Below are 26,955 nucleotides of genomic sequence, written 5' to 3'. Positions count from 1 at the left end.
ATGAGGTAAAAACACGTAAAAGCATATCTCTGGAGGAGTTGTGGGACAAATTATTGTACGTGTAATTGCAAGTTTAGTTTCTGTTGCTGCTGCATTTGTTATGAACGTTTCTCCATCTATTAATGTTGAAGGACGTGGTGTTTTTGAAGGCTCTGCTTCTAGTTCATCAAGAAGTTCATTAAGAAGTGCCAAAAATAATGCAATAAAAAGTGCAGATAATGGGAATAGTAATTCTGCTGAAGATAATCGTTTGAATGGTTTTGCCGATGGTGATGCCAATAATCCTGATTTTAAGTTGCCTTCAAAAGTGGCGTCGTCATTTAAGAATAGTGACGAAGTAGTTTCTTCAAAATATGCTCTTACATCTACTGGTCATTTGAAATCTCTTAAAACTGGCGATATTGTTACTGATCCTAAAATTATTGGTACTAAAGACAAGCAGCCAGATCCTCTTGCTAAGAGCGATGGAAGACGTTTTACGCCTATTACTGTTGGAGATTTGCGAAAAGCAATTAAGCGCTACAATTCTACGAATTCTACAAATTCTGCCAATCCTTCCAAAGTTCGTCTAATAAGCTCAAATCAGCCTATTCCAGACGAGTCTAAATCTTCTGCTAAAGCAAAAGATTCAACAATATTGTCTTCTAAAACAGCCACAACAACTGATGGTATTGTTCGCAAAGCCTATTTGCCTGTAACAAATTATGGTGTGGAATGGGAAGATTACAATGGTTCTCAATCATTCTTTGATGGCAACGGAAACATGTTTGCTTATAACGCTAGAGGTGTTATAGATGTTTCTGAACATCAGCATGAAATTGATTGGGCTGCTGCTAAAGCCGCTGGAGTAGAAGGTACAATAATTCGCATCAGCTACGGTTGGGATAATGGTTACGACAAGTATGCTGTGCGAAATATTAACGAATGCAAGCGTTTAGGTATTCCTTTTGGAGTTTATGTTTATTCCTACGCTGAAACGCCTTCTGATGGAGCTTCCGAAGGTGCTGATGTGGCAAGGCTTTTGCAAGGTGCTGGCGTTAATCCAAGTGACCTTGCATACCCTGTTTACTATGATTTGGAAAGATGGGAGTGGGCAGGGCATCAACCACCTACTGATCCATATGTTTATCAGAATATTGTTGCATCGTGGTGGAACCAGCTTGCTTCTGCTGGATACACTAATCTAGGTGTTTATTCTTATGCTAATTATTTAAACGGTCCGCTTAATTCCCAATATATTCACGATCGTACAAGCTGGGTTGCTAGCTATGGTGCCAGTACGCTTTTTAACATTACAACACCATTAGGCGGCTGGCAGTACACTTCTAGCGGTTCTGTATCTGGAATTCAAGGTAATGTTGATTTAAATGCATTTGGTACTAGGCCAACTACGCCTACAAGCCGCGCTCACATCGATTTTACGTGGATTGTTCGCAGTAACGATATAGCTGTAGGCGCTGCAGCAAGTAGTAGTATTTACAATCATATGGAATACCGTTGGCTTGCTTACGATTTGCTTAATAAGCAGTGGAAGACTATTTCTGACTGGTCTGTTAGCAATTGGGCTTCTTGGGTGACAAGCAACGGTGATTATTGGCTTCACTGTGATGTTCGTGATTCGTTCACTAAGAAGCCTTTGGGTAACAAAACCATTGCTTTCCATTATGAGATTCAAAATGCACCGGCTCCTGTTTTTACAGGTGATACCGTGATTTCTGGCACTTATGCGGCTTGGCGTGGTAGCAATGTTTTACTAGGTGCTACTACAAATAATCCTAATGGTTACACGATTATCAAAATATATGACTATAACGCCAAACAATGGGTGAGCCAATTTAAGGGTCCATGGGCTTTGTGGAGTCCTAAATCTGGAATTTATTGGACACATTTTGAAGCCTACACATCTAATGGTACACTCAAAGATACTAAGACTTATGCTTTTGGAGTGTAGTTTTAGACTAAGAGTTAATATTTTCTTTGGTTGTTTCGTTTAAGAGAAAAATGGACCAGGTGCAATAGCATTTGGTCCATTTTTGTGCGCGAGATGGGACTTGAACCCACATGTCGTAAGACACAGGAACCTAAATCCTGCGCGTCTACCATTTCGCCACTCGCGCTTAAATCGCCTAAAACAAGCGAAAAAGAAACTTTAAGAGCCACTTGACAGAATCGAACTGTCGACCTTCTCATTACGAGTGAGACGCTCTACCGACTGAGCTAAAGTGGCAATTTGCCCGAGAAGCATTCGCGACTCGCGCACAAATCAAATACTATATATTAATATTTGCAATTTGTCTAGCATGACGCGCCGCAAATGTTCGCATGTGTTCTAGTCAAAGTGTATTTCTGTCCGCTTTTGTGAGTATCTTGGCAATTGGAAGATAGTGATGCACAAGTTCCACTTTGCGCGCATTTACACGTGTTTACTTTATAGTTCACTATGATTCTCGATGATTATTGTGATTAAAACGTGTTCAAGTGTGCCTAAAGATTGATAAAACAAGGCATCACGTCACTTCATTCAAGATGAAAGGACCAAGAAATGGCCATCAATCCACCAGTTGACGCCGTTAAAACACCTGAATGGGCTGCTTTGCAGAAGCACTATGATGAATTGCAGTCCGAAGGCGTGAGCCTGAAGAAGTGGTTTGCTCAGGATGCAAATCGCGTGGATAAGTTGAGCTTCGAAGCTGGAGACCTCCACTTCGATCTTTCTAAGAATTTGATTAAGCCAGAGACGCTTAAGCTTTTCGCCGACCTTGCAAAGGCAGTTAAGCTTGATGAGCGCACTAAGGCGATGTACACTGGCGTGCACATTAACAACACCGAAGATCGTGCAGTATTGCACACCGCTTTGCGTCGTCCAGCCGAAGATGCTGGTAAGTTCATGGTAGACGGTCAGGATACCGTTGCCGACGTGCGTGAAGTGTTGGGTCGCATTTACGATTTTGCTAACGAAGTTCGCTCCGGCGCTTGGAAGGGCGTTACTGGCAAGAACATCAAGACCGTTGTAAACATTGGTATCGGCGGCTCTGATTTGGGTCCAGTCATGGTTTACGAAGCCTTGAAGCCATATGCTGATGCTGGAATTAGCGCTCACTATGTTTCTAATATCGATCCAAATGATATGGCAGAGAAGACCAAGGATTTGGATCCAGAAACCACGCTTTTCATCATTGTTTCCAAGACTTTCACCACTTTGGAGACTTTGACCAACGCTCGTACCGCTCGTACCTGGTTGCTTAATAAGCTTCAGGAGAGCGGTGCTATTGACGGCAGCGACGCAAAGAAGGCTGAAGCTGTTGCAAAGCACTTCGTGGCTGTTTCCACCAATCTCGAGAAGGTTGAAGAGTTCGGCATTAACCCAACCAACGCTTTCGGATTCTGGAACTGGGTTGGCGGCCGCTACTCTGTGGATTCCGCTGTTGGCACTTCTTTGGCTGTAGTTCTTGGACCAGAGCGCTTCGAAGAGTTCTTGAAGGGCTTCCACGCAATCGATACTTACTTTGCTGAAACCCCATTCGAGAAGAATGTTGTTGTGCTTCTCGGTATGCTCAACGTTTGGTACCGCAACTTCTACAAGGTTGCTTCTCACGCTGTGCTTCCATACGATCAGTACTTGCACCGTTTCCCAGCTTATTTGCAGCAGCTCACCATGGAATCCAACGGTAAGTCTGTGCGCTGGGACGGCACTCCTGTAACAAGCGAAACCGGCGAAATCTTCTGGGGTGAGCCAGGCACCAACGGCCAGCACGCTTTCTACCAGTTGATTCACCAGGGCACTCAGCTTATTCCAGCTGACTTCATTGCTTTCGTGAACACGCCAAATCCTACTAAAGATGGCGATCAGGATGTGCACGAGCTCTTCTTGGGCAACTATCTTGCACAGACTAAGGCTCTTGCTTTCGGCAAGACTGCTGACGAAGTTCGCGCTGAAGGAACTCCAGAAGAGATTGTTCCAGCTCGCGTATTTAGCGGCAACCGTCCAACCACTTCTATCTTCGGCGAAGCTTTGACTCCATTTAGCTTGGGCGAGTTGATTGCTCTCTACGAGCACATCACCTTCGTCGAAGGCACTGTTTGGGGCTTGGATTCCTACGATCAGTGGGGTGTGGAGCTTGGCAAGCAGCTTGCAAAGCAGATTACTCCTGCAATCTCTAAGGATGACGATGCTTTGGCAGCTCAGGATGCTTCTACCCAGAGCTTGATTCGCTTCTATCGCGCTCATCGCAAGTAAGTGAGTGTGTAGCAATCTTATTTGATTGTTGATTTAAAGCCTCTTGTTGATTAAATCTTCAAGAGGCTTTTTGCGAATCGACTTGCATGAGCGCTTAGAGCGTAGCGCGCGAATGCACTTCGATTCAAAAATAGGTTGACACAAGAGCAGTGATAATTTATAATGAGCACGGTCGGTAGGTAAGGCTACCACGGGGATACGGGTTGCTGCCGCAACACAGTGGAGACACTGCAAGTTGGTCAACAGTCGTTGTCGATTTCAAGGCTTCGACTAATGCAACACCACCGCCCTGCGAAGCTGAAGCTTGAACGACAAGATTAAGGTTGATTTCTTTTGATTTAAAAATCACCTTGTGTCTTCTTGCTTGCCGTCCGGTTCAATGATGATACGATGATACGGTTTTGCGTTGGCGCGCACAAGCTAGAGGAGGTGATTGCCGTGAAACATGACAGTAGCAGTAGTACCAGTTGTAATCAAAGCGCTAATACAGTTAATGCCGTTAGTGACGATTCAGACAGTATTAGTAGTAGTACGGACGTTCCCCCTGAATATACAAAAGATGAATATAAAAAACCGGCAGTCACCGCCAAAATGTTTGCGATTACAGGTTTTGAGATTAAAGATTTTATTTTATTTGATTTGTTGGGATAAGTCGCCAGCAGCCGCGCGCTAAATAAGCGCTTCTAAAATAAAGTCTAAAATTCTAAGCGAAATTTAAGATAAACGCAAAAAATAGTGGTGATAAGCGGCAAACGCGTGTAAAAATACGCGTTCCCAGAGGACTTATCATGACAATATTTACAACATCTGGAAAAAACGGTGCTAGTACGCAAGTAGACGAAAACACTCGTTTTTGGTCCGACATTATTGTGTGCGTTGGTATAATCGCGCTTTTTGGAGTAAGCGCTTTCCTTTTGCAGCGCATTAACCAGCCGATTGGACCTAAAGGAATACCTTCTGCAGTTTCAACTGACCTTATTAATTTGCCTTACTACACGCTTAGATCCGTGTTTCGTATGATGCTTGCGCTTATAGCATCGCTGATTTTTACCATTATTTACGGATCTCTTGCAGCGCGCAGCCGCCGACTAGGCAAGGTTCTTATTCCGTTGCTAGACATTTTGCAATCCGTTCCAATTCTTGGCTTCCTTTCGGCTACAGTAACGATTTGGCTGGTGATTTTCCCAGGATCGATGATGGGCGTTGAAGCCGCTTCGATTTTTGCGATTTTTACAAGCCAGGCTTGGAATATGACTTTCTCGTTCCACCGTTCGCTTTTAAGCGAGCCAAAAGAGCTAGACGAGGCAGTGCGCAGCTTGCAACTTACGCATTGGCAGCGATTCTGGGTACTAGATATGCCAAACGCAATGATTCCGCTGCTTTGGAATTGCATGATGAGCGTTGGCGGCGGATGGTTCTTCCTTACTGCTTCCGAAATGATTTCCGTAAACAATCACACTTACGCGCTTCCTGGAGTAGGTAGTTTTGTGGCGCAATCTGCAGCAGAAAACAAGCTTGGAAACATTTGGTGGGCTATTTTATCCATGATTGTTGTTGTGCTAGCGATTGACTTCTTCCTTTGGAAGCCGCTTACCGCCTGGGCAGAACGATTCCGCATAACTCAAAGCGCATCCGACGAAGAACGAAAGAGTGCTGTTTTGACACTTATTCGTCATTCGCATGCCGACGAAGTTATTAGCAAGCTGTTTTCTCCGATTCGCGAATGGCTTGAAATTATTACACGACCATTCGGACGCACAGGTTCACAGTGGCCGCGTAAAGCATCACAGCGTAAACTTGGCGACTTGGTTTTCAACATTGTTATGGCTGTGCTGATTTTGGGGCTTGCTGCTCAAATGCTTTACTTTGTAGCAACTCGCACAGGTTTGCAGGAGTTCGCTACAGCTGGAGCGTTAGGAGCTTTGACTTTTGCTCGCGTAGCTGTGTTGATTTTTGTGAGCTCGCTGATTTGGGTTCCAGTAGGCGTATATATTGGCATGAATCCTAAGATTTCGCGAATTATGCAACCTGTTGTGCAAATTCTGGCTAGCTTCCCAGCAAACTTTGTGTTCCCATTTGCAATGATGTGGTTTATGGCTTGGCATATTGACCTTGGATGGGGAAGTATTATTTTGATGGCGCTTGGCACGCAATGGTACATTCTGTTTAACGTTATTGCAGGCGCTAGCGCGATTCCAGACGATTTACGAGAAATGGCAAGAAGCTTTAGATTAAATCGTATGCTCAAGTGGAAGACTCTTGTTTTGCCTGCGATTTTTGGATCCTGGTGCACTGGCGGAATTACTGCCGCTGGTGGTGCTTGGAACGCTTCGATTGTGTCAGAGATTGTGGAATATGGCAAGAATCACATGGCAACTCAGGGTTTGGGCGCGTATATTACGAATGCAACAACCGTTGGTGATTCTGTAAAAACGCTTGTGGGAGTAACGGTTATGAGCTTAATAGTGGTGTTAAGTAATCGACTGTTCTGGACTCCTTTGCAAAGGTATTCGGCAAAAAGATTTGTTTTGAATTAATCGACTAATCAATCGACTAATCAATCGAATAAATCAAATAAACTACGGAAAATTAAACTTTTTAAGTTTATAAACTTTTTAACTTTACAAAACAGATTGGCAAATATTATGAACACTTTGAACAAAACCGCAGAAAAGGCTGCGCAGAATTTGGCTGCGCAATCTTCAGTTACAAGCGATATCATCGACGCAAAACACATAACTCAAAGTTTCACATCGGATAGTGGAACTACTCAGCACGTACTTCACGATATATCGTTTACGTTGCGCGAAGGCGAAATCGTTGCAATTCTAGGGCGTTCTGGCGCTGGAAAATCAACCTTCTTGCGAACAATGGCAGGCTTAATTCAGCCAACAGAGGGAACTGTAACGTATCGCGGTCGCGAGCTTACTGGTCCAAACCCAGGGGTGGCAATCGTTTTCCAAACATTCGCACTTATGCCATGGCTTACAGTTCAAGACAATGTGGAGCTTGGTTTGCGCGCTAGAGGCGTTAGCAAAGAAAAGCGCACGGAGCTTGCTCTCGCAGCAATTGATGCTATTGGTTTGGACGGCTTTGAAACAGCGTACCCAAAGGAGCTTTCTGGCGGCATGCGTCAGCGCGTAGGTATTGCGCGCGCGCTTGTTTTGCGCCCAGATGCTCTGTTTATGGACGAGCCATTTTCTGCGCTTGACGTTCTTACAGCAGAAAATCTTCGTCAGGAAGTTCTTAAGCTTTGGTCTAGTGAAGAGCGTGATATCAAGTCTGTTGTAATCGTTACGCACAATATTGAAGAAGCTGTGCAAATGGCAGATCGCGTGGTGGTTTTGGGATCTCATCCTGGGCATTTGATTGCAGACGTGCAAGTTGATTTGCCTCGCCCGAGAGACAAGCATAGTGCTGAATTTGAGGCGATGGTTGATAATCTTTATGCGATTTTGACTGGTTCTATGCCAGAGGGTGAATCTGAGCCAGATAATACTGATACAACGGTTGCTGGCGACTTGTCTGGTGCGGATGGCGATTCTCAACCTGTGGAACAGACGGATGCGGAAGAAACAGAGGCTGCTGCAATCGCCGACATGCTTATTCAAAAGCATCACGACGCGGAGGCAGAAGCTAAGCAAAACGAGGAGCAGGCGGATGCGGGGGAGCCGAAGCCTGAGCCTGTTGCTGTGCACTTGCTGCCGAACGCAACGCCAGGAGGAATGGCAGGTTTGCTAGACGTTATTTCGGAAGAGCCAGATGGCATTGATTTGGCTGATTTGGCTGCGGATTTGTCGTTTGAAATCGATGATTTGTTCCCACTTGTAGATGCTGGAACAATGCTTAATTTGCTTACAGCAGAAAATGGTCATATTACTATTACGCCAGCAGGTCAAGAATGGCATAATGCCGACATTTTGCACAGCAAGCAGGTGTTTGCGCGTCTTGCAATTGAGCATGCTCCTCTTGTTCATGCAATTGATCAGGCTTTGAGCCGAAACCGCAATGGCAAGCTTCGTGGCGAGTTGATTTTGGATTTGCTTCGCAGCAAGCATACGGACGCCTTGGCTCGTCAGCAATTTGATATTGCGATTAGCTGGGGTCGTTATGGTGAGCTTTTTGACTACGATGCCGATGATGACGAATTAACTCGTACTGTTGAGACGGCGCCGCTTAATGGCGTTGTGCGCTGAAATAGTGCGAAATAATGCTCAATAATGTCCATTATTGAGCATAAATTTGTGTTTTGTATGCTTTCGATAAGGCGATGCCGCATAGTCGACTTATCAATAGTCTAGCCTGCTTTTTTAAAGTTTTGGCAGATGGAAGCCCTGAAAAGCAAACTTTTTGGGAAGGATTATTCAAAGTAAAGTTGAAAAAGTTAAAATTAGACTAACTTACTTTGATGTAGCTTACGTCGATATGCGGCGGCGAGGAGGAATTATCATGGTGAATGCTGTAGAAGCATTTGATGCTAAGCATCTTAAGTCTGCTGAGGAAATCCCAGCTTTCCGTCCTGGAGATACTGTTGACGTTAACGTTAAGATTCAGGAAGGCAACAACACTCGTATTCAGACCTTTACTGGCGTTGTTATCGCTCGTAAGGGTGCTGGTGTTCGCGAGACTTTCGTTGTACGTAAGGTGAGCTTCGGCACTGGTGTTGAGCGTCGCTTCCCACTTCATTCCCCAGCTATCGATTCGATTAAGCTGGTTCGTAGTGGTCGCGTTCGTCGCGCTAAGCTTTACTACTTGCGCGCTTTGCGTGGTAAGGCTGCTCGTATTGCCGAGCGTCGTGACAACAGCGCTGCTAAGTAAATTTATTAAGGTTAAGGATTTAACGTTAAGGATTAATATGTCTGCCGAAGACTTGCAAAATAGCGATGGTCACATTGTTAATGTGGCAGGTCACGGCTTAAATCCTTCTCCAGTTCCACCGGAGCCAGAAGAAAGACCAAGTCTAACTTCTGGCTTCAGTGCTAAACGTGCTAGGCATGGAAAAATAAAAGGGAATCATATTTCTGGATATCAAGATAGTGATTATGATTCCTCTAAATCTCAGTCCAAGGTTCGTACTCGCAAGCTTTTTAAAACATCTTGGAAAGAGCTTGTTGCATGGTATCTTGTGCCTATTCTTGTTGTTATTTTTCTTCGTGTTTTTATTCTCGGCGTATATTTTATTCCGTCTGGCTCTATGCTAGACACAATTCATATTGGCGATTATGTTGTTACGTCTAAGCTCACTCCTCGACTGTTTCCGCTAAATCGTGGAGATATTGTTGTTTTTGAAGATCCTGCTAATTGGCTTCAAGGTGAAAATAGTCGCGGCGGAATTGTGTCTGGTAAAGATCTTATAAAGCGTCTAATTGGATTGCCTGGGGATACCGTTGAATGTAAGGGCGATGGTGACCCAATTCTTGTTAACGGTGTTCCTGTGCTTGAATCTGCTTATATTAAACCAGGTGTAAGTCCTAGTTCCTTCCCGTTTAAGGTGAAGGTTAAACCTGGTCATGTATTTGTTCTAGGAGATAATCGCGCTAACTCTGCGGATTCTAGGTATCATAAGAATGATGGTGACGATGGTTTGGTACCTATTTCTAAGGTTGAAGGCGTGGCATTTATGCGTTTTTGGCCTTTGAATCGTATGGGTATTTTTGAAAATCATAGCGATGCGTTTGATGATGTAAGAAATAAGTCAGATGCTAAATAGTTCTTTTAAACGTGCGTAGATATTAGATTTGGGGAGATTTTGGCTGCTGTTCCGTCTTTTAACTTTGAGCAAGACCTTTTAAAAAGTGGCTTCGATTGGGTTATTGGATTAGATGAGGTTGGACGTGGTAGTTTAGCTGGTCCTGTTATGGTTGGTGCTGCTCTTTTTGGTGCCGATAAAATTAATTCTGGTTATTTTCCTGATGGATTAGCTGATTCCAAGCTTATTAACGCTCACAAGCGTGAAGGATTATTGGAGCCTCTTGAAAATTGGTGCGATGCTTTTGCTGTTGGTTCTTGTACAAATCGCGAGATTGACGAGTGGGGAATAAGTTATGCTCTTGGTGTAGCCGCGATTCGTGCAATTTCAGATGTGCAAAACAGTATGCGATATAAGCTTGAAAATGCTCATATTGCAGCGATTTTAGATGGACCATTTAATTATATTGGTAAGGTTTCTGGAACTTTTGATGCGCCTAGTATTGATTTTCCTGTTAAAGTTCACACTTTAGTTAAGGCTGATCAGAAGTGTGCTAGTGTTTCTGCAGCTTCTGTGATCGCAAAGGTGACTCGAGATTCTCTTATGACAAGCTTGTCTGATGATCCTAAATATAAAATTTATGATTGGGCACATAACAAGGGTTATGGTTCTAAATCGCATAGAGCTGCGATTTTAGAGTATGGTCCTAGTGATTTGCATCGTATTAGTTGGCATTTAAGCTAAAGTTCTTCGGCGTGTTGATGCCTGATGCTCAGCGTAATCTTGAATGCTAAAGGGGTAGTGAGCTAGTGCGTGGGTATGTGTTTGTAGAGAGTGTTTAGATAGCGTTTTTAAGAGATTTAAAGCTGATTTTAACAGTGCGAGCTACTCGAATTTGTAGATTCAATCTGCAGGGTATCGTGTGTGTACTTTGTAGTGCGTGAAAGTATTTTTGGAATTTAAAAGAGTTTTCTATGGAAAAGAAAAGGATAGTTAAATGATTGGTCGTTTCTTCGCTTTTGTTCCAGGTGTTAAGCACTTGGTTGTTTTAAGAGCGGCGTGTCTTGCTATATCTTCTCTTGCGAATATTGGTTTTGTGTATGTTTGTGTTGGAATTCTTTCGCCAGTGCTTATTCCTGCAAAATATACTGGCAAATCCTTGTTAAGCTCTGTTGAATTGACGTCTTATCTTATTTCTCTTGTTGGAATACTTATCGTAAAATATATTGCGTTCCATCAGTCTTGTACTATTTCTACCGAAATTGGAACTCGCGTATCTATGAAGCTTAGACCAAAAATGTTGCGTTCTATGCTTTCTTTGAGTTCTTCTAAAAAGTGGTCTAAGGGATATTCTTCTATTTGTGTGAACGATGATGTTGCGTGGGTTCAACGTTGGTATGGTTTACTTTTGCCGCAGATCATTGCTGCTTTTCCTATGCCTTTTGCGGTTAGTGTTGCAATGTTTTCAATAAACTCTTATGTTGCCACGATTTGCGTTTTTGCGTCAATTTTTTCTACTTTGGCACTTGTATCTGCTCTTGCAGATGTTCGCGTTTTGTGGCGCTGTTTATGCGTATTTTTAACGTATTTAATGACTGGTGTGGCAATTATTTCTACAGTTTGGCTTCTTTCTGTTAAATCTGTTGGTCTTCCTGCTGCAATGCTAACTTTGCCCCTTCTTATGCTAAGCGTAGATCCAATACGTAGAGTTGCTAACTGTATGCATATTAAAAATCGGGCTGTTTTAGGTTTGAATAACATTAGTGACTTGTTTAAAAGTGTTGCTTCTAATAAGGTTCATTCTTCTAATTTAGACTCTGTAGAATCTTCTGCTTCTGCAGATTCCATAGATTTCTCAGATAATAAAAAGTCGCTGAGCATCCCAGATGGAGCCAGTAATGTTTCTCTTCATGTGCGATGCAATTTCACTGAAAATAATAAACCTTTGCGTGCATCCTTTAATATTTCAAGTGGAAAATTGAATGTAATGCCAAAGGAATACTACGAATTATTTACTAATAATGTTTTGAATGGCGTAGTTTTTAGCGATAAATCAGATGTTGCGCTATCTTACAGCGATAGATATGGTTTTTCTGAAGTAGATGTTGAATCGCCTTTTGTGGTATCTGATTTTGGTGATATTTCTGGAAACTCAACTTATGTTTCACTAAATAATGAAAATCCTGGTGCTATTGCAGATCTTGTTACTATTGTTCGTTCAAATAGTCATCTGTTTTCAGCCACTTTGCGAGAGAATCTGCTCATGGCATCGTCTAATGCTACTACTACATCTATGTGGCAAGCATTGCGTACTGCTCATGTAGATGGTGTTGTTTATGCGGATTATAACGGATTAGATTTGCGTGTAGACAATATTCAGGTTGAAAATAAGCAAGATATTTTCCGACGAATTATTATGGCTCGTGCGCTTATTCGTAGAACTCCAGTGTATATTTTCGACTATTCTTCAAGCGATATTAGTTCTGATGAAGCTAAGAATTTATGTGATATTTTGCGTCATGTTGCTAAAAAAGCTACGATTCTTGTATTTTTGCCAGACGATAACTACGTTTCTAAAGCGGACAATTTGGTTAACGTTAGTGTATATCATAATTCGCATTACACCAGTTCTAGTTCTATTAGCTCTTATGTCGAAAATTTCGCAGATGGTAGTGTTGATAAAGCTAATAAAGTAGACAAATATGCTAAAAGTTTTGATGAAAACTCTAATAAGAATTTTAATAATGCAAAACACGAAGGCTTATTGAAAGATTTATCTCATGAAAGTAAATCAACTATATCTTCGTTGAAAAAGGCGTTTTTTGCGATTCTTTCAGCATTCTCTACAGCAATCAATATAGTTTGCGCAGTATTGATACCTGTTTGCACTTTTGCAGCAATGTTCGCTATCGCTAATCGACCGCTTTTTGGACTTGCTATGCAAGAATACGTGCTTATCGTAAGCGTATGCGCATGTTTAAGATGCATAACATTAGTGACATCTTTTGCTGGCGTGGATCTTCATCATGCGCATTTGCACAAGGCAGGTTTAAGCATGAGTGTTGGAATGGCTTTGTCGATTATTCCAGCAATCGTTTTGTTATGTTACTTTGATATTCAAATTGCTATTTTTGCTGTTGTGATTTGTGCTCTAATAGTGTTTATAATTCCAGGATTATTTAGACTTAGACTCCGCAGTTTTATTAAGAAAGTTCATTCAGAACAAAAGATGGTGGAGCTTGAAGTTGATGATGTAGAACTTGGTATTGATGAGGTTCTAGCTTTCCGACAGGGTGAGCATTGTGTTAAGCGTGTTGTTGATTCAATGCGTAAGCTTTCGCAACAGCGAGTGCGATTATCTCGTAAAGTGGGAAGAATGCAGGCAATTCTTATGTCTGTTGCTCTTATAGGTATTGCGAACACAATAATGCTTGTTTCTAACACTATTCACCCAATTGTCACTAAGAATCCACAATGGAATGTTGTGTACGCGGTTATGGCAATTATTGTGCTTATTAGCCTTATTCAACAAGTTTTAGACGTTGTTATTAGGCGTATCCCTTGGGTTGTAGACATAAATCATGCAGTACGATCGTAATACGCATTATTCAAGTAATCCTATATCCAAAAGAATAACCTCTTTTATATGGCTTATTTCTTTGGCTATTCTTATAGGCATTGTTATTGGGCTTGTTCTGCCAAAAATCAATCATGATGTCGGCGAAATTACTGGTGAATACGTTGCTGATGGAGATGCTGCTGCTCTTCTTAATAAGCTAAAAGTCGCTAAATCACACCCGTCTGGATACAACAGGAGTGTCTTTGGATACAGGACTACAGATGTTGATAAAAATGGCTGTGATGTTAGAGAAGATGTTCTTGCTCGCGATTTAAAACAGGTTCGTTTTAAGTATTCTGGTTCTTGCAAAGTAGCATCAGGGCTTTTGCACGATCCTTATACCGGTTTAAATATTAATTTTGTTCGAGGAAGAAAAACTAGTGCTCTTGTTCAAATCGACCATGTTGTAGCACTAGAAAACGCTTGGCAATCAGGCGCTTGGAAATGGAGTCATGCCAAGAGGCTTAAGTTTGGTAACGATATGCTTAATCTTCTTGCTGTTCAAGGAGCAGCGAACCAAGAAAAAGGATCTGCTTCTGCGGCTTATTGGCTTCCATCTAATAAATCCTTTAGATGCGATTATGTAGCTAGGCAGATTGCTGTTAAGTATAAGTACGATCTTAGCGTTACTAGTGCGGAAAAACGTAGCATGGCTTCAATTTTGCATGGTTGTTCTGCGCAGAAATTGCCTAACAGTTGAGTTCGACGCTAAGCTGCTTGTTTATGTTCATATATTTTGATGCATAGGCAAATATATAAAAAGGGTTCTAACCAATGATGCTGGCTAGAACCCTAAGCGCGGAGAATACGAGATTCGAACTCGTGAGGCTGTTACACCAACACGCTTTCCAAGCGTGCGCCATAGACCACTAGGCGAATTCTCCACATCAATCATTGTGCTAAACAGCATAACGAAAGACAACTTAAATAAGATAACATAAACTGAGGATAATGCAAAGTCGCGCGTGGCGGATTGATTTGAGTATACAATCCTTGCAATTGCGTGTTGTTGATTATGTGCGTGTTGTTGATTATGTGATAGTGTAGATTTTTCATATGTAGTAAGCGATTTGCGAGGTTTGCGACTTACAACTTGCTACATATGCGCAAAACTACAGGATTATTAGCGAGTACGGGATGTAAGTTTAGAAGGTGTTTAGCATGGATGTTGGTTTTGTAAAGAATATCCAAAAAATAAAGCCTAAAAAGCCAAATCCTGCGGTGGATCATAGTCCGCGCACAATGATGATTGGCATAATCTTGACGATTCTTGGTGGCGCGCTTTGGGGCACGAATGCTACTGTTTCTAAGATTCTAATGTCGCAATACCTTGTGAGTCCGTTGCAAATCGCGTGCGTTCGTCAGCTTGCTGCAGGCGTGCTTTTTGTAATCGTTGCGTCAATTGTTAATCGCAAGCAACTCGTTGATGCATTAAGCACAAAAAAATCATGGCCAATGCTAGTTGTAACAGGTATTGTGTGTGTGCTTTTAACGCAAGTGGCGTATCTTTTTACAATTGACTGGACTAATTCTGGCACGGCTACTGTTTTGCAAAGCCTGAATCTGCTTTTTGTGCTTGTTTATGTGTGTTTGCGGTCAAAAAGAACTCCGACTTTGCGCGAAAACATTGGTGTTTTGCTTGCATTTGCAGGAACTGCGCTTATGGCAACGGGAGGCAATTTTAGCTCGCTTTCGCTGCCGCTGATGGGACTTTTGTGGGGATTGGCAGATGCTGCAAGTACGGCGGCTCTTGCGATTATGCCAGTTAAATTGATTGCAAAATGGGGAAATCTTACTGTAAACGGAATTACGTTTATTATTGCAGGTCTTATTATGATGCCATTTGTGAAGCCATGGCAAACAATGCCTCCTTTGGATTTGCGCGCGTACTTGCTGTTTACTTTTACGATTGTTGGCGGAACTTTTGGCGCATATTGGATGTTTTTGGCTGGCGTTATGCGAGTTGGATCTGTGCGCGGAACGCTTTTGGGGGCGAGCGAGCCTGTTATGGCGGCAATCACGGCTGTTGTGTTTACGGGAGCTGTGTTCTCGTGGGCTGATTTTGCAGGATTCGCGCTTATTTTTATTATGATGATTTTATTGAGGTGATTATTACGAGTATGCAAGTCACAGGTAAAGAAGATAAAAGTAAAGAAGATAAAAGTATGCAAGACGCACAAAACCCAGTCAATCGTGTAGAGCAGATGTATGAGTATGGCTACCGAAAGTCAAACTACGGTCCGGACGAGCTTGTAACAGACGCGCACGGAAATCCAATCAGCGTTATGGATGCCATGCTAAGCGCGCAAGATGCAAGCACTGCGCAAACTCAGACCCCGCACTTGTGCTTCTATTCGCCTAGAATCCCAGGAAACACAGGCTCTGCGATTCGCCTTTGCGCGGTAACGGGCACTATTTTGCATCTTGTAGAGCCACTTGGATTTAATCTTCAAGATACAAAGCTTCGTCGCGCGGGTCTTGATTATCACGATATGGCACACGTTGTTATGCACCCGAATTTTGAAAACCTTGTTGAGTCAATGCCAAATTCTCGCATAATCGCGTTTACTGCAAATGCCACAAAACTTTACACAGATATTGAGTATAAGCCGAACGATATTTTGCTTTTTGGACCAGAGCCAGGAGATATTCCAGACCCAATGGATATTATGGCTGGCCCTCATGTTGCGGAACAGGTTCGCTTGCCAATGCGTCCTTCGCTTAGAAGCTTAAATCTTACAAATTGCGCATCAATCGCCATTTATGAAGCGTGGCGTCAGCTTGGATTTGAGGGCGGAAAATAGTCTATAAAAATAGCTTATAGTCAAAAATAGTCTTAAAACTACTCATGCATTACAATGGTGACTATGCCTGTGTTAAAACGTAAACCGAAGCGGAAGATTAGTGCTGCGCGCCGCCGCATGTACATTCGCCGCCGAATCATAGTTTGCGTGGGGCTGCTGGCTGTTTTAGTGTTTTGTATCTTTTGCATAATCAGCGTTTTCAAAGGAATTGCCGCAATCGGAACTGCTATAAGCAAACATTCAGACGTTACTCTATCTAAACAACTTGTGCCAGATCCAAGACCTGTTGGAATCATAAAAAAATGTAGTGCAAAAGACGTTCGTATTGAATTAACCTCAGCATCGCAATCTGTACCGATGGGAGGAAGCGTAGAATTTACTGCTCGCATAGTTCATGAAGGAGACGATTCCTGCAGAATAGATGCGTCGGATGGCAGAATGGTGTTGACAATTGGAGACAGCGTAAGTGCTGATAAGTCTGATAAATCAGATAAATCTAGAGAAAAGCAAGAAAAGCAGCAGAAAATAGAGCCGCAGTGGAGATCAGATGTGTGCGGAATTCCACTCAAGCCTTTGTTAATGGCAAAAGGTGATTCGTACGAGAAAAAAATCGTATGGAGCACGGATGCTACAGTCGGAACGCCTACCGGCAAGGATTGCTTAGATGACGCCGACTTGCCTAAAGTTTCGCGCGGAACTTACATTGCACAAATTGCGCATAAGGATGTGTCAGGACTACAAAGCAATCCCGTGGTTATTTCTGTTCGCTAACACATGCACAAATGGCGCCAAAAGTCGATGTGAAGGGGTAAAATCGTTTCTTTGTACACGGTGTGTCATATAGCGGGCATACTCAAGGAACCGAAGAAGGCGCCCGCAAACCCAAAATCATTGATTTTAAGCGCGTTTGCTGCGATTTTCTAAAGCTCCCAAGGATTAAGAAAACTAGCTAGCGATAAAGGAACGTCCATTGGCTGCTGAACAAGCTACGACGAACACCACCAAAGTCATCGCGCGTGCCGACGAGCACAGCATTAAATTGCATAAAGCGTCGGATCGTGTGAATTTCGGCTCCATTTGTGAGCCAATCGATGTGCCATACCTCCTCGGTGTGCAAACCGACAGCTTTGACTGGCTGATCGGCTCCGAGCGTTGGAAGAAGCGCGTCGAAGAAGATGAGGCAAATGGCACTCACACTGTGCCTCATGTCTCTGGTCTGGAAGAAGTGTTCCAAGAGATTTCTCCAATTGAGAATTTTGCTGAGACAATGAGCCTCACATTCTCGGATCCATATTTTGAAGAGCCACGTCACACTGTGCTTGAGTGCAAAGAGAAGGATTACACATATTCCGCTCCTTTGTACGTAAACGCAGAGTTTGAAAACGGCGAAACTGGCGAGATTAAGAGCCAGACTGTGTTTATGGGTGATTTCCCGCTGCAAACACCACACGGAACATTCATTATTGGCGGCACTGAGCGCGTAATTGTGTCCCAGCTTGTGCGTTCCCCAGGCGTGTATTTTGACCGCACGCAAGATCGCACTTCCGACAAAGACGTTTTTGGCGCAAAAATCATTCCAAGTCGCGGAGCGTGGCTTGAGTTTGAGATTGATAAGCGCGATGTTCTTGGCGTGCGCGTAGATCGCAAGCGTACGCAGTCTGCAATCGTGTTCTTGATGGCAATTGGCATGACTAAGCCAGAAATTGCAGAGGCATTCCAAGGGTATCCTCTTGTTCTCGACGCTCTAGAAAAAGAGCCAATCGACACTCAAAATGATGCTCTTACAGACTTGTATCGCAAGATTCGCCCAGCAGATACCGCAACTCCAGACGCGGGTCGCAATTTGCTCGAATCCTTCTACTTCAACACAAAGCGCTACGATTTGGCGCGCGTTGGTCGCTATAAGATTAATCGCAAGCTTGGTTTGGAAGCGGATTACAACGATCGCAGCTTGAATCGCGAAGACATTATTGCCACAATCAAGTATTTGGTTACTTTGCACTCGGGTGAAAAGACCTTCCCGGGCAAGCGTGATGGCGAAGATGTGCAATTGCGTGTAGACGTGGACGATATCGATCACTTTGGAAACCGTCGAATCCGTCAGGTTGGCGAGCTTGTACAGAATCAGATTCGTACTGGCTTAAGCCGTATGGAGCGCGTTGTGCGCGAGCGCATGACCACGCAAGATGCTGAGGCGATTACACCACAGTCGTTGATTAACATTCGACCAGTTAACGCTACGATTAAGGAGTTCTTCGGAACTTCTCAGCTTAGCCAGTTTATGGATCAGAACAATCCTTTGGCAGGCGTTACAAACAAGCGTCGTCTTTCGGCTCTTGGTCCTGGTGGTCTTTCTAGAGATCGCGCATCTATGGAAGTTCGAGACGTGCACCCATCCCACTTTGGTCGTATGTGCCCAATCGAATCCCCAGAAGGTCCAAACATCGGTCTTATCGGTTCGCTTGCAACCTTTGGTCGCATCAACCCATTCGGCTTTATTGAAACACCTTATCGTAAGGTTGTTAACGGTCATGTGACTAACGAAGTCGAATATATGACCGCAGATCGCGAAGCCGAGCACGTTATTGCTCAGGCAAATCAGGAACTCGATGAAAATGGCAACTTTGTTGGCACTCAGGCACTTGCTCGTGTTGACGAAGAAGAAGCAGTCGATGTTCCTGTAAGCACTGTTGACTACATGGATGTTTCCCCACGACAGATGGTTTCCCTTGGCGCAAGCTTGATTCCATTCTTGGAGCACGATGAAGGTCACCGTGCTTTGATGGGTACCAACATGCAGCGTCAGGCTGTGCCGCTTATTAAGTCGGAGCGTCCACTTGTTGGTACGGGTTCCGAATGGCGTGCTGCAGTTGATTCTGGAGACGTGATTCTTTCCGAAAAGCCAGGCGTTGTAACCTACGTTTCTGCAGATATTATTCGCGTTATGAACGACGATGGAACTCAGTCCAGCTACAAGCTTTCTAAGTTCCAGCGTTCTAACCAGACTACTTGCTACAACCAGGTGCCACTTATTAAAGATGGCGAGCGTGTTGAAGCTGGTACAGTTTTGGCAGACGGTCCTGCAACAGACAAGGGTGAGCTTGCACTCGGCAAGAATTTGCTCGTTGCGTTTATGCCTTGGAATGGTTACAACTACGAGGATGCTATTATTATTTCCCAGCGTCTTGTGCAAGACGATACGCTTTCTTCGATTCACATTGAAGAGTACGAAATCGATGCTCGTGAAACCAAGCTTGGTGCCGAAGAGATTACTCGCGACCTTCCAAACGTTGGCGAAGACGCTATTGCAAACCTCGACGAGCGCGGTATTATTCGCATTGGTGCCGAGGTGGAAGCTGGCGACATTTTGGTTGGTAAGGTAACGCCTAAGGGCGAGACTGAGCTTACTCCAGAAGAGCGCTTGCTTCGTGCAATCTTCGGCGAAAAGAGCCGTGAAGTTCGAGACACTTCTTTGCGCGTGCCACACGGCGAAACTGGTACTGTGATTGCTGTTAAGGAAATCACTCGTGAAGACGCTGAAGACGATGGCGATGAGCTTCCAAATGGCGTAAACCAGATGATTCGCGTGTACATTGCTCAGCATCGTAAGATTACGCAGGGCGATAAGCTTTCTGGTCGCCATGGCAACAAGGGTGTTATTTCCCGCATTTTGCCAGAAGAGGATATGCCATTCTTGGCTGATGGTACTCCAGTAGACATTATGCTTAACCCGTTGGGTGTGCCTTCTCGAATGAACTTGGGTCAGGTGCTCGAGCTTCACTTGGGTTGGATTGCTCACGCTGGTTGGGATATTAATTTGGATCCAGACCTTGAGGCTGCTTGGAAGAAGTATGTGCCAGAAGGCGCTGAGCACGGCGATCCATGCACTCCTGTTGCAACTCCAGTGTTCGACGGCGTGCGCCCAGAAACCTTGAAGGGTCTTTTGAGCACTACGCTTGCAGACCGCGATGGCAATAAGCTTGTTGGTTCCGACGGTAAGGCAACATTGTTTGACGGCCGCACTGGTGAGCCATTCCCTAAGCCAATTTCTGTTGGCTACATGTACATCTTGAAGCTGCATCACTTGGTTGATGATAAGATTCACGCTCGTTCCACTGGTCCTTACTCTATGATTACCCAGCAGCCGTTGGGTGGTAAGGCGCAGTTCGGCGGCCAGCGCTTCGGCGAAATGGAAGTGTGGGCGCTTGAGGCTTATGGCGCTGCTTACACATTGCACGAAATGATGACCACAAAGTCTGATGACGTTGACGGCCGCGTGCGCGTGTATGGCGCTATTGTCAAGGGCGATAACCTTCCACCAGCTGGTATTCCTGAGTCCTTCAAGGTGTTGCTCAAGGAAATGCAGTCGCTCTCCTTGAATGTTGAAGTGCTTAACTCCGAAGGAGTGGCAATTGACATGAAGGATGAGGATGATGATCCGGTGTCGTCTTCTGAAGATTTGGGCTTCAACATTGGTGCGCGACCAGATTCGTCCGCCAAGGAAGATCAAGTTATTCAAGAACCTGAATACCAGTGATACCAGTGATTAGAAATAACTTAATCACTAATCACTAATCACTTTAAGAAACTTAGAAAAACAATTTCATGAGACAGGACGATAATAGTGCTGGACGTCAACGCATTTGACAAACTGAGGATTGGACTGGCAACCGCCGACGACATCCGTAGCTGGAGCCACGGCGAGGTTAAGAAGCCAGAAACCATTAATTACCGTACCCTTAAACCAGAGAAGGATGGTCTGTTCGGTGAGCAGATTTTCGGTCCTACTCGCGACTGGGAGTGCGCGTGCGGCAAGTATAAGCGCGTGCGCTTTAAGGGAATCGTGTGCGAGCGATGCGGCGTGGAAGTTACACGCAGCCGCGTTCGCCGTGAACGCATGGGTCATATTGAGCTTGCGGCTCCTGTAACACACATTTGGTTCTTCAAGGGTGTGCCAAGCCGCTTGGGTTACCTGCTTGATATTGCTCCAAAAGACTTGGAAAAGGTTATTTACTTTGCAGCCTACATGGTTACTAAGGTAGATGAAGAGCAGCGTCACCAAGATCTTCCAGACTTGCAAGACGAGTTCGATACGGAAATCGGCAATCTTCGTAAGCGCCGCGACAATGAGATTGAAGCTCGCGCAAAGAAGGTAGAAGAAGACCTGCACGAGCTGGAAGAATCAGGCGAAGCAAAAGGCAACGCAAAGTCTAAATTGCGCGCTGGAGCAGAGCGAGAAATGGCTGCTATTCGTACTCGCTACGATGAGCAGATTCAGCGTTTGAACGCAGTTTTCGATCGCTTTAAGGGCTTACGCGCAGGAGACATGGAAGGCGATGTTGACCTTTGGCGAGAAATGGAAGACCGCTACGGTGACTATTTTGAAGGCTGCATGGGTGCTGAAGCAATCAAGAAGCGCTTGCAGGACTTCGACCTTAAGTCTGCTGCCGTAGAACTTCGCGAAGAAATCGACAATGGTACTGGTCAGCGCAAGGCGCGCGCTTTGAAGCGACTTAAAGTTGTAAACGCGTTCTTGACTACTGGAAACAAGCCAGAAGCAATGGTTTTGGACGTTATTCCAGTAATCCCACCAGATTTGCGACCAATGGTTCAGCTTGATGGTGGACGCTTTGCAACATCCGATTTGAACGACTTGTACCGTCGAGTAATCAACCGTAACAATCGTTTGAAGAGGTTGATTGAACTTGGTGCTCCTGAAATCATGCTTAATAACGAAAAGCGCATGCTTCAGGAAGCAGTCGATTCACTCTTCGACAACGGTCGTCGTGGTCGCCCAGTAACTGGTGCATCGAACCGTCCACTAAAGTCGCTTTCCGATATGCTTAAAGGTAAGCAGGGTCGATTCCGCCAGAACTTGCTCGGTAAGCGAGTTGATTATTCTGGCCGTTCCGTAATCGTTGTTGGTCCAAGCCTCCGCATGCATCAATGCGGTTTGCCTAAGCCAATGGCGTTGGAGCTGTTTAAGCCATTCGTTATTAAGCGTTTGGTGGATCAGGGCTTTGCTCAGAATATGAAGAGCGCAAAGCGCCTTGTAGATCGCGGAGATTCCGAGGTTTGGGGTGTGCTTGAGGAAGTTATTTCTGAACATCCTGTGCTTCTTAACCGTGCTCCTACACTTCACAGTTTGGGTATTCAGGCATTTGAGCCAATTTTGGTTGAAGGTAAAGCAATTCACCTTCCACCACTTGCTTGCGCCGCATTCAACGCTGACTTCGATGGTGACCAGATGGCAGTGCATTTGCCACTTTCCGCCGAAGCTCAGGCAGAAGCTCGCAGCTTGATGATGGCATCCGACAATATCTTGAAGCCAGCAGATGGTCACACTGTTACCATGCCATCTCAGGATATGATTTTGGGCTTGTACTACTTGTCTACAGTAATAGACGGTGCAAAGGGTCAAGGCAGAATCTTCTCTTCGCTTGCAGAGGCTCAAATGGCACTCGACAAGCATGAGATTGACATGCAGGCAAAGGTATTAATCCGCGTGCCAGAGGACTTTGTGCTACCAAAGGATTGGGAGCCAGGAGAACTTAAGGTCGTAGATCCAGAGCCAGGCAGCCCAGATGTTGTTCATGAAGAGCGCTTTAAGGATGGAACTGTATTGTTCGCCACATCCTACGGTCGCGTGTTGTTTAACGGCACTCTTCCAGAGGACTATCCGTTTGTGAACCAGCAGGTTCCAAAGGGTGTTCTCTCCAAGATTGTTGACGATATTGCTACACGTTATTCCACTGCTCAGGTAGCCGCATCCCTTGATGCTTTGAAGGATCTTGGCTTTACTCGAGCACCTTGGTCTGGCGTTACAATGGCATTCTCTGATATTGTGCTTCCTTCAAATCGTGAGTCTATTGCACAAGACTATGAGAATCAGGCTGCAAAGATTAACTCCCAGTACGATATGGGTCTTCTTACAGATGAAGAGCGTCGTCAAGAGTTGATTAACTTGTGGACTGAATGCACCGATAAGGTTGCAGATGCTATGCGCGAGAACTTCCATGATGATAACAACGTGAACATCATGGTTCAGTCTGGTGCACGCGGTAACTGGATGCAGATTCGTCAGATTGCTGGTATGCGAGGCTTAGTGGCAAACCCTAAGGGTGAGATTATTCCTCGTCCTGTTAAGTCAAACTACCGTGATGGTCTTTCTGTGTTGGAGTACTTCATCTCCCAGCACGGTGCGCGTAAGGGCTTGGCTGATACCGCACTTCGTACTGCAGAATCTGGTTACTTGACTCGTCGTCTTGTGGACGTTTCTCAGGAAGTTATTGTTCGTGAGGAAGATTGCGGCACAAAGCGTGGTCTTATGATGAAGATTGCGGACCGCGACGAAAATGGCAATTTGACGCTTGTTAAGGCTGCTGATGGTGGTCCATACTCGCGCTTGCTTGCTGCAGATGTTCTCGATCCAGCAGATGGTACAACCGTTTTGGCTAAGTGTGGTGACGCGCTTTCGATGGATGTTTTGCGTGACTTGGTTGCGCATGGTGTCGAAGAAGTTAAGGCTCGTTCTGTGCTTACTTGCGAGTCTAAGCGTGGCGTTTGCGCAAAGTGCTACGGTTGGTCTTTGGCTACAAGCTCTCTTGTTGATGTTGGCGAGGCTGTTGGTATTGTTGCAGCACAGTCCATTGGTGAGCCTGGTACGCAGCTTACGCTTCGTTCCTTCCACTCTGGTGGTGTTGCTTCGGCAAGCGATATTACGCAGGGTCTTCCTCGTGTTACCGAGCTTTTCGAGGCTCGTACACCTAAGGGCGAAGCTCCAATTGCTGAGTTCCCAGGTGTTGTGAAGGTTGAGGATACTGACCATGGTCGTCAGGTGACTTTGACTCCAGACGATACTACGGTTGAGCCAATCGTTTACCCAGTAACTCGTCGTGCTCCAATGCTTGTTAAGGATGGAGACCACGTTGAGGTTGGTACGCAGCTGATTGAAGGTTCTGTGGATCCTAAGAAGATTCTGCGAATTCTTGGTCCTCGTGCTGCTCAGGTGAACATTGTGGAAGAAGTGCACAACGTGTACCGTTCTCAGGGCGTTGATATTCACGATAAGCATATTGAGGTTATTGTTCACCAGATGCTTCGCCGCATTACGGTGATTGATTCTGGAGACACGAACCTTCTTCCAGGCGAACTTGTGGATCAGGCTAAGTTCCGTGAAGCAAATCTTGAGGCTGTTAAGAATGGTGGTAAGCCTGCTGCTGGTCGTCCAGAGCTTATGGGTATTACAAAGGCTTCTTTGGCTACAGATTCTTGGCTTTCTGCCGCATCCTTCCAGGAGACTACTCGCGTGCTTACTGAAGCTGCTTTGAGCCAGAAGGAAGATGATCTTAAGGGCTTGAAGGAGAACGTTATTATTGGTAAGCTCATCCCAGCTGGTACTGGTTTGGCGCGTTATCGTAATGCGGATGTCTTTGCAGATCCTGAGGTGCGTGATGCTGTTTATCCAAACCTTGGTTTGGGTGGAGCAGATGGCACTCCGTCAAACTTTGGCGAGAGCAACATGGGAGATGTTGATTTCTCGAACATTGATTTTGGCGATATGCAGCTTGGGGATGAGTTTAATCCAGATGACTTCCTTGATGATCAGGGTGGTCAGGGTGATTATGACGATGACCTTAACTAATCAGTCTATGTATAACTGGCGATTTTAGGCTATCTATATTATTTATGGGTGATTTGCTTAAATCTCTAGGTTTGATTTTGCTAGTCTGAATTGAATTAGCCGTTGCAAGTTGTTTTACACATCTTGCAGCGGCTTTTTGTTTTTTTGCGTTTGCGTGTTTTGTATTAAATCTGGTGTAAAGTGCGGTCACTTCGTTCGCGCGGTCTAAGCGCGCTCACGTCTTCGCCGCACGTAAAGTCCACTGGACTTTACGTTTGATCGGCTCAGCGCTCTATTCCTCGCGGCTATTAGTAGCCGCTCGGCTGATTTGGCACATAAAGTCCACTGGACTTTATGCTTGAGCCAAATCACGCTTTGAAGGAGCTTGAAATGCGTTATGCAATTTCAAGCTCAGTCAAAGCGCCTCTCGCGCTACGCTTTAAGCTCGAAGTCGTAGATTCGCCTGTGTTTGTTTCTTTTTGCCCGTGTTTGTAGTCGTATGTGCTTTCAACGCAAGCGAAGACGTGAGCAAATTACAAGAACTCAGTCATTACTATTGGAATGTATTCCAGCATTCCATTATGTTGGTAGTCTTTCGTATAAATCAATATTTCCCGTGCAATTCGCGAGGAAAACTTACGCGCGAAAGAATCAAGTGAAGCATGCGTTTTATAACCTGAGCTCTTTACTTCAATCGGCACAATCTTGTTCTTATCAGCAATCAAGAAATCTACTTCATAGTTGCGATTGTTGCACTTGCTGTGGCGATTATCGTGATTGTCAATCTCAACATTAGTATCGTCCGCGATTAATCGCGCGTCGCCGTCCATAAAAGTGTGATAATACAATTTGTGTCCATGAGTGCTCAAAGTTTGAGCAACAATATTTTCGTATACATAACCTAGATTTGCTTGCAACTTATCGTTTAACAATCGCATATAAATGTCGTTGCTTGTAAAAGACTTGTCTTTAAATGCTAACGTAACAAACAAACCAGTATCTGCAAGAAAGAGTTTGAACTTAGATAAATCTTTGTGTTGAGACATTCCAGAATTAGGATCGTTAGTATGGTGGGAGATTAGCACAGTTCCAGAATCTTCTAGTTGAGCTAGTTGTTCAAGAACAGTATTTGCTCTGTTGCCAGCAAGAACGCTCGAAACATGGTAACGGGAAGTGTTAGACATGAGCTGAGCTGGAATGGAATCAAAAATTGCAGATATTTTACCAGTAGGGTCTATTTTTCTAAAATCATCTTCGTAAAGTGAAAGAATATCGCGTTTTACTCTATCTACAACACTAAAATCGTTGGTTTCAATATAGCTTTCAACAGCTTGTGGCATTCCTCCAACAAGCATATAAAGTCTAAAATCTCTTAGCATTTTTCTGCATGCTGCTTGACCGATTGGTTTTTTAGAATCGTAGAGTTTTTTTAGAAGCGGAATGGTTGTATTGTCGCCAAGTGCCCACTTAAATTCCTCATAATCCATAGGATGCATTTTTAGTTTGCGTTCTTCGCTTGGAATAAGAATATTTTTAACGTTTTTGTGGATTGAAATTAGTGAGCCTGTTTCTATGTAGTCGTATCTTCCATCGTTTACTAGGGCTTTAATTGCTTGGCGCGCTTTTGGGCAGAGTTGAACTTCATCAAAAATAATGCACGACTTGCGTTCCTTGAGGCTTGTTTTATATGTAAGCTGGAGTTGCAAGAAGATGTAGTTTAAATCTGAAAGATCTTCGAATAGTTGTTTTACTTCTGGAGATGCTGTGTAAAAATCCACTAAGATGTAGCTTTCATACTCATTTTGCGCAAACTCTTTTACAATAGTGGATTTTCCTACGCGTCGTGGTCCTTCTATGAGTAGTGCTGTTTTTCCGTTAGAAGAGTTTTTCCAATTGAGCATTTGTGAGTAGAGTTTGCGTGGAAATTTGCGCTCAGTGTATGTTGCGATAGATGTTGATTGATTAAGGTTATAAATCATTGTA

At 44.3% G+C, this 26,955-nt stretch carries 16 protein-coding genes, 3 tRNA genes and 1 riboswitch; of the genes, 15 read left to right on the top strand and 4 right to left on the bottom strand.

The window, feature by feature from the left end:
• The first annotated feature begins 40 nt into the window (after positions 1 to 40).
• The gene (locus tag GAVG_RS05200; protein ID WP_009994355.1) at positions 41 to 1,951 is read left to right on the top strand and encodes a glycoside hydrolase family 25 protein; all 1,911 of its coding nucleotides are present in this window, start codon (positions 41 to 43) and stop codon (positions 1,949 to 1,951) included.
• 85 nt (positions 1,952 to 2,036) lie between these two features.
• Here GAVG_RS05200 and GAVG_RS05195 read toward each other — a convergent pair.
• A tRNA-Leu gene (locus tag GAVG_RS05195) sits at positions 2,037 to 2,117 on the bottom strand.
• A 37-nt stretch (positions 2,118 to 2,154) separates the two neighbouring features.
• Positions 2,155 to 2,227 (bottom strand) — tRNA-Thr (locus tag GAVG_RS05190).
• 315 nt (positions 2,228 to 2,542) lie between these two features.
• On the opposite strand from GAVG_RS05190, the gene pgi reads away from it, so the two are divergent.
• The 9 genes from pgi (at position 2,543) to GAVG_RS05145 (ending at position 14,245) form a co-directional block, all read left to right on the top strand.
• A complete protein-coding gene (pgi, locus tag GAVG_RS05185) occupies positions 2,543 to 4,237 on the top strand; it encodes a glucose-6-phosphate isomerase (RefSeq protein WP_009994356.1) in 1,695 nt (564 codons plus the stop codon).
• Between the two features lie 164 nt (positions 4,238 to 4,401).
• Positions 4,402 to 4,562, top strand: a riboswitch (M-box (ykoK) riboswitch).
• Between the two features lie 113 nt (positions 4,563 to 4,675).
• A complete protein-coding gene (locus GAVG_RS05180) occupies positions 4,676 to 4,888 on the top strand; it encodes a hypothetical protein (protein ID WP_226988334.1) in 213 nt (70 codons plus the stop codon).
• 137 nt (positions 4,889 to 5,025) lie between these two features.
• Positions 5,026 to 6,774 carry an ABC transporter permease gene (locus GAVG_RS05175; protein WP_009994359.1) on the top strand — a complete coding sequence of 583 codons (1,749 nt, stop codon included), beginning with the start codon at positions 5,026 to 5,028 and terminating at the stop codon, positions 6,772 to 6,774.
• A gap of 108 nt (positions 6,775 to 6,882) precedes the next feature.
• Positions 6,883 to 8,433, top strand: a complete 1,551-nt coding sequence (locus GAVG_RS05170; protein WP_009994361.1) for an ABC transporter ATP-binding protein — start codon at positions 6,883 to 6,885, stop codon at positions 8,431 to 8,433.
• Positions 8,434 to 8,686: 253 nt separating this feature from the next.
• The gene (rplS, locus tag GAVG_RS05165; RefSeq protein ID WP_004114457.1) at positions 8,687 to 9,055 is read left to right on the top strand and encodes a 50S ribosomal protein L19; all 369 of its coding nucleotides are present in this window, start codon (positions 8,687 to 8,689) and stop codon (positions 9,053 to 9,055) included.
• Positions 9,056 to 9,092: 37 nt separating this feature from the next.
• Positions 9,093 to 9,947 carry a signal peptidase I gene (gene lepB, locus GAVG_RS05160; protein WP_004114465.1) on the top strand — a complete coding sequence of 285 codons (855 nt, stop codon included), beginning with the start codon at positions 9,093 to 9,095 and terminating at the stop codon, positions 9,945 to 9,947.
• Between the two features lie 39 nt (positions 9,948 to 9,986).
• Positions 9,987 to 10,670, top strand: coding sequence for a ribonuclease HII (locus tag GAVG_RS05155; RefSeq protein ID WP_004114467.1), 684 nt, complete (start codon positions 9,987 to 9,989; stop codon positions 10,668 to 10,670).
• Positions 10,671 to 10,923: 253 nt separating this feature from the next.
• Positions 10,924 to 13,524, top strand: a complete 2,601-nt coding sequence (locus tag GAVG_RS05150; RefSeq protein WP_009994365.1) for a 6TM ABC transporter family protein — start codon at positions 10,924 to 10,926, stop codon at positions 13,522 to 13,524.
• Positions 13,508 to 14,245 (top strand): HNH endonuclease family protein, encoded by a 738-nt coding sequence (locus GAVG_RS05145; RefSeq protein WP_004573794.1) that lies wholly within the window; start codon positions 13,508 to 13,510, stop codon positions 14,243 to 14,245. The genes GAVG_RS05150 and GAVG_RS05145 overlap by 17 nt, the downstream gene beginning before the upstream one ends.
• Before the next feature lie 99 nt (positions 14,246 to 14,344).
• Here the strand turns inward: GAVG_RS05145 and GAVG_RS05140 are convergent.
• Positions 14,345 to 14,429: transfer RNA gene (locus GAVG_RS05140), tRNA-Ser, on the bottom strand.
• A 277-nt stretch (positions 14,430 to 14,706) separates the two neighbouring features.
• On the opposite strand from GAVG_RS05140, the gene GAVG_RS05135 reads away from it, so the two are divergent.
• The 5 genes from GAVG_RS05135 (at position 14,707) to GAVG_RS05115 (ending at position 24,993) form a co-directional block, all read left to right on the top strand.
• Positions 14,707 to 15,654 carry a DMT family transporter gene (locus GAVG_RS05135; RefSeq protein ID WP_004114476.1) on the top strand — a complete coding sequence of 316 codons (948 nt, stop codon included), beginning with the start codon at positions 14,707 to 14,709 and terminating at the stop codon, positions 15,652 to 15,654.
• 56 nt (positions 15,655 to 15,710) lie between these two features.
• Entirely contained in the window at positions 15,711 to 16,349 is a 639-nt protein-coding gene (locus tag GAVG_RS05130; protein ID WP_226988348.1) for a tRNA (cytidine(34)-2'-O)-methyltransferase, read from the top strand.
• A gap of 54 nt (positions 16,350 to 16,403) precedes the next feature.
• A complete protein-coding gene (locus GAVG_RS05125) occupies positions 16,404 to 17,120 on the top strand; it encodes a hypothetical protein (protein WP_013399742.1) in 717 nt (238 codons plus the stop codon).
• A 199-nt stretch (positions 17,121 to 17,319) separates the two neighbouring features.
• Positions 17,320 to 20,886 (top strand): DNA-directed RNA polymerase subunit beta, encoded by a 3,567-nt coding sequence (gene rpoB, locus GAVG_RS05120; RefSeq protein ID WP_013399741.1) that lies wholly within the window; start codon positions 17,320 to 17,322, stop codon positions 20,884 to 20,886.
• Between the two features lie 87 nt (positions 20,887 to 20,973).
• The gene (locus GAVG_RS05115; RefSeq protein WP_048653135.1) at positions 20,974 to 24,993 is read left to right on the top strand and encodes a DNA-directed RNA polymerase subunit beta'; all 4,020 of its coding nucleotides are present in this window, start codon (positions 20,974 to 20,976) and stop codon (positions 24,991 to 24,993) included.
• 512 nt (positions 24,994 to 25,505) lie between these two features.
• Here GAVG_RS05115 and GAVG_RS05110 read toward each other — a convergent pair.
• The gene (locus GAVG_RS05110) at positions 25,506 to 26,951 is read right to left on the bottom strand and encodes an ATP-binding protein (RefSeq protein ID WP_048653134.1); all 1,446 of its coding nucleotides are present in this window, start codon (positions 26,949 to 26,951) and stop codon (positions 25,506 to 25,508) included.
• Positions 26,952 to 26,955 lie beyond the last annotated feature (4 nt).

It is taken from the genome of Gardnerella vaginalis ATCC 14018 = JCM 11026 (assembly GCF_001042655.1).
Taxonomy (GTDB): domain Bacteria; phylum Actinomycetota; class Actinomycetes; order Actinomycetales; family Bifidobacteriaceae; genus Bifidobacterium; species Bifidobacterium vaginale.
Note: the sequence above shows the minus strand (reverse complement) of the source record. Positions and strands in the feature narration are given on the sequence as shown.

Excerpts from the sequence above, each read along its gene's own strand:
- pgi (WP_009994356.1), top strand. The coding sequence starts at position 2,543 with ATGGCCATCAATCCACCAGTTGACGCCGTTAAAACACCTGAATGGGCT.
- GAVG_RS05175 (WP_009994359.1), top strand. The coding sequence starts at position 5,026 with ATGACAATATTTACAACATCTGGAAAAAACGGTGCTAGTACGCAAGTA.
- GAVG_RS05170 (WP_009994361.1), top strand. The coding sequence starts at position 6,883 with ATGAACACTTTGAACAAAACCGCAGAAAAGGCTGCGCAGAATTTGGCT.
- rplS (WP_004114457.1), top strand. The coding sequence starts at position 8,687 with ATGGTGAATGCTGTAGAAGCATTTGATGCTAAGCATCTTAAGTCTGCT.
- lepB (WP_004114465.1), top strand. The coding sequence starts at position 9,093 with ATGTCTGCCGAAGACTTGCAAAATAGCGATGGTCACATTGTTAATGTG.
- GAVG_RS05150 (WP_009994365.1), top strand. The coding sequence starts at position 10,924 with ATGATTGGTCGTTTCTTCGCTTTTGTTCCAGGTGTTAAGCACTTGGTT.
- GAVG_RS05145 (WP_004573794.1), top strand. The coding sequence starts at position 13,508 with ATGCAGTACGATCGTAATACGCATTATTCAAGTAATCCTATATCCAAA.
- GAVG_RS05135 (WP_004114476.1), top strand. The coding sequence starts at position 14,707 with ATGGATGTTGGTTTTGTAAAGAATATCCAAAAAATAAAGCCTAAAAAG.
- GAVG_RS05130 (WP_226988348.1), top strand. The coding sequence starts at position 15,711 with ATGCAAGACGCACAAAACCCAGTCAATCGTGTAGAGCAGATGTATGAG.
- GAVG_RS05125 (WP_013399742.1), top strand. The coding sequence starts at position 16,404 with ATGGTGACTATGCCTGTGTTAAAACGTAAACCGAAGCGGAAGATTAGT.
- GAVG_RS05110 (WP_048653134.1), bottom strand. The coding sequence starts at position 26,951 with ATGATTTATAACCTTAATCAATCAACATCTATCGCAACATACACTGAG.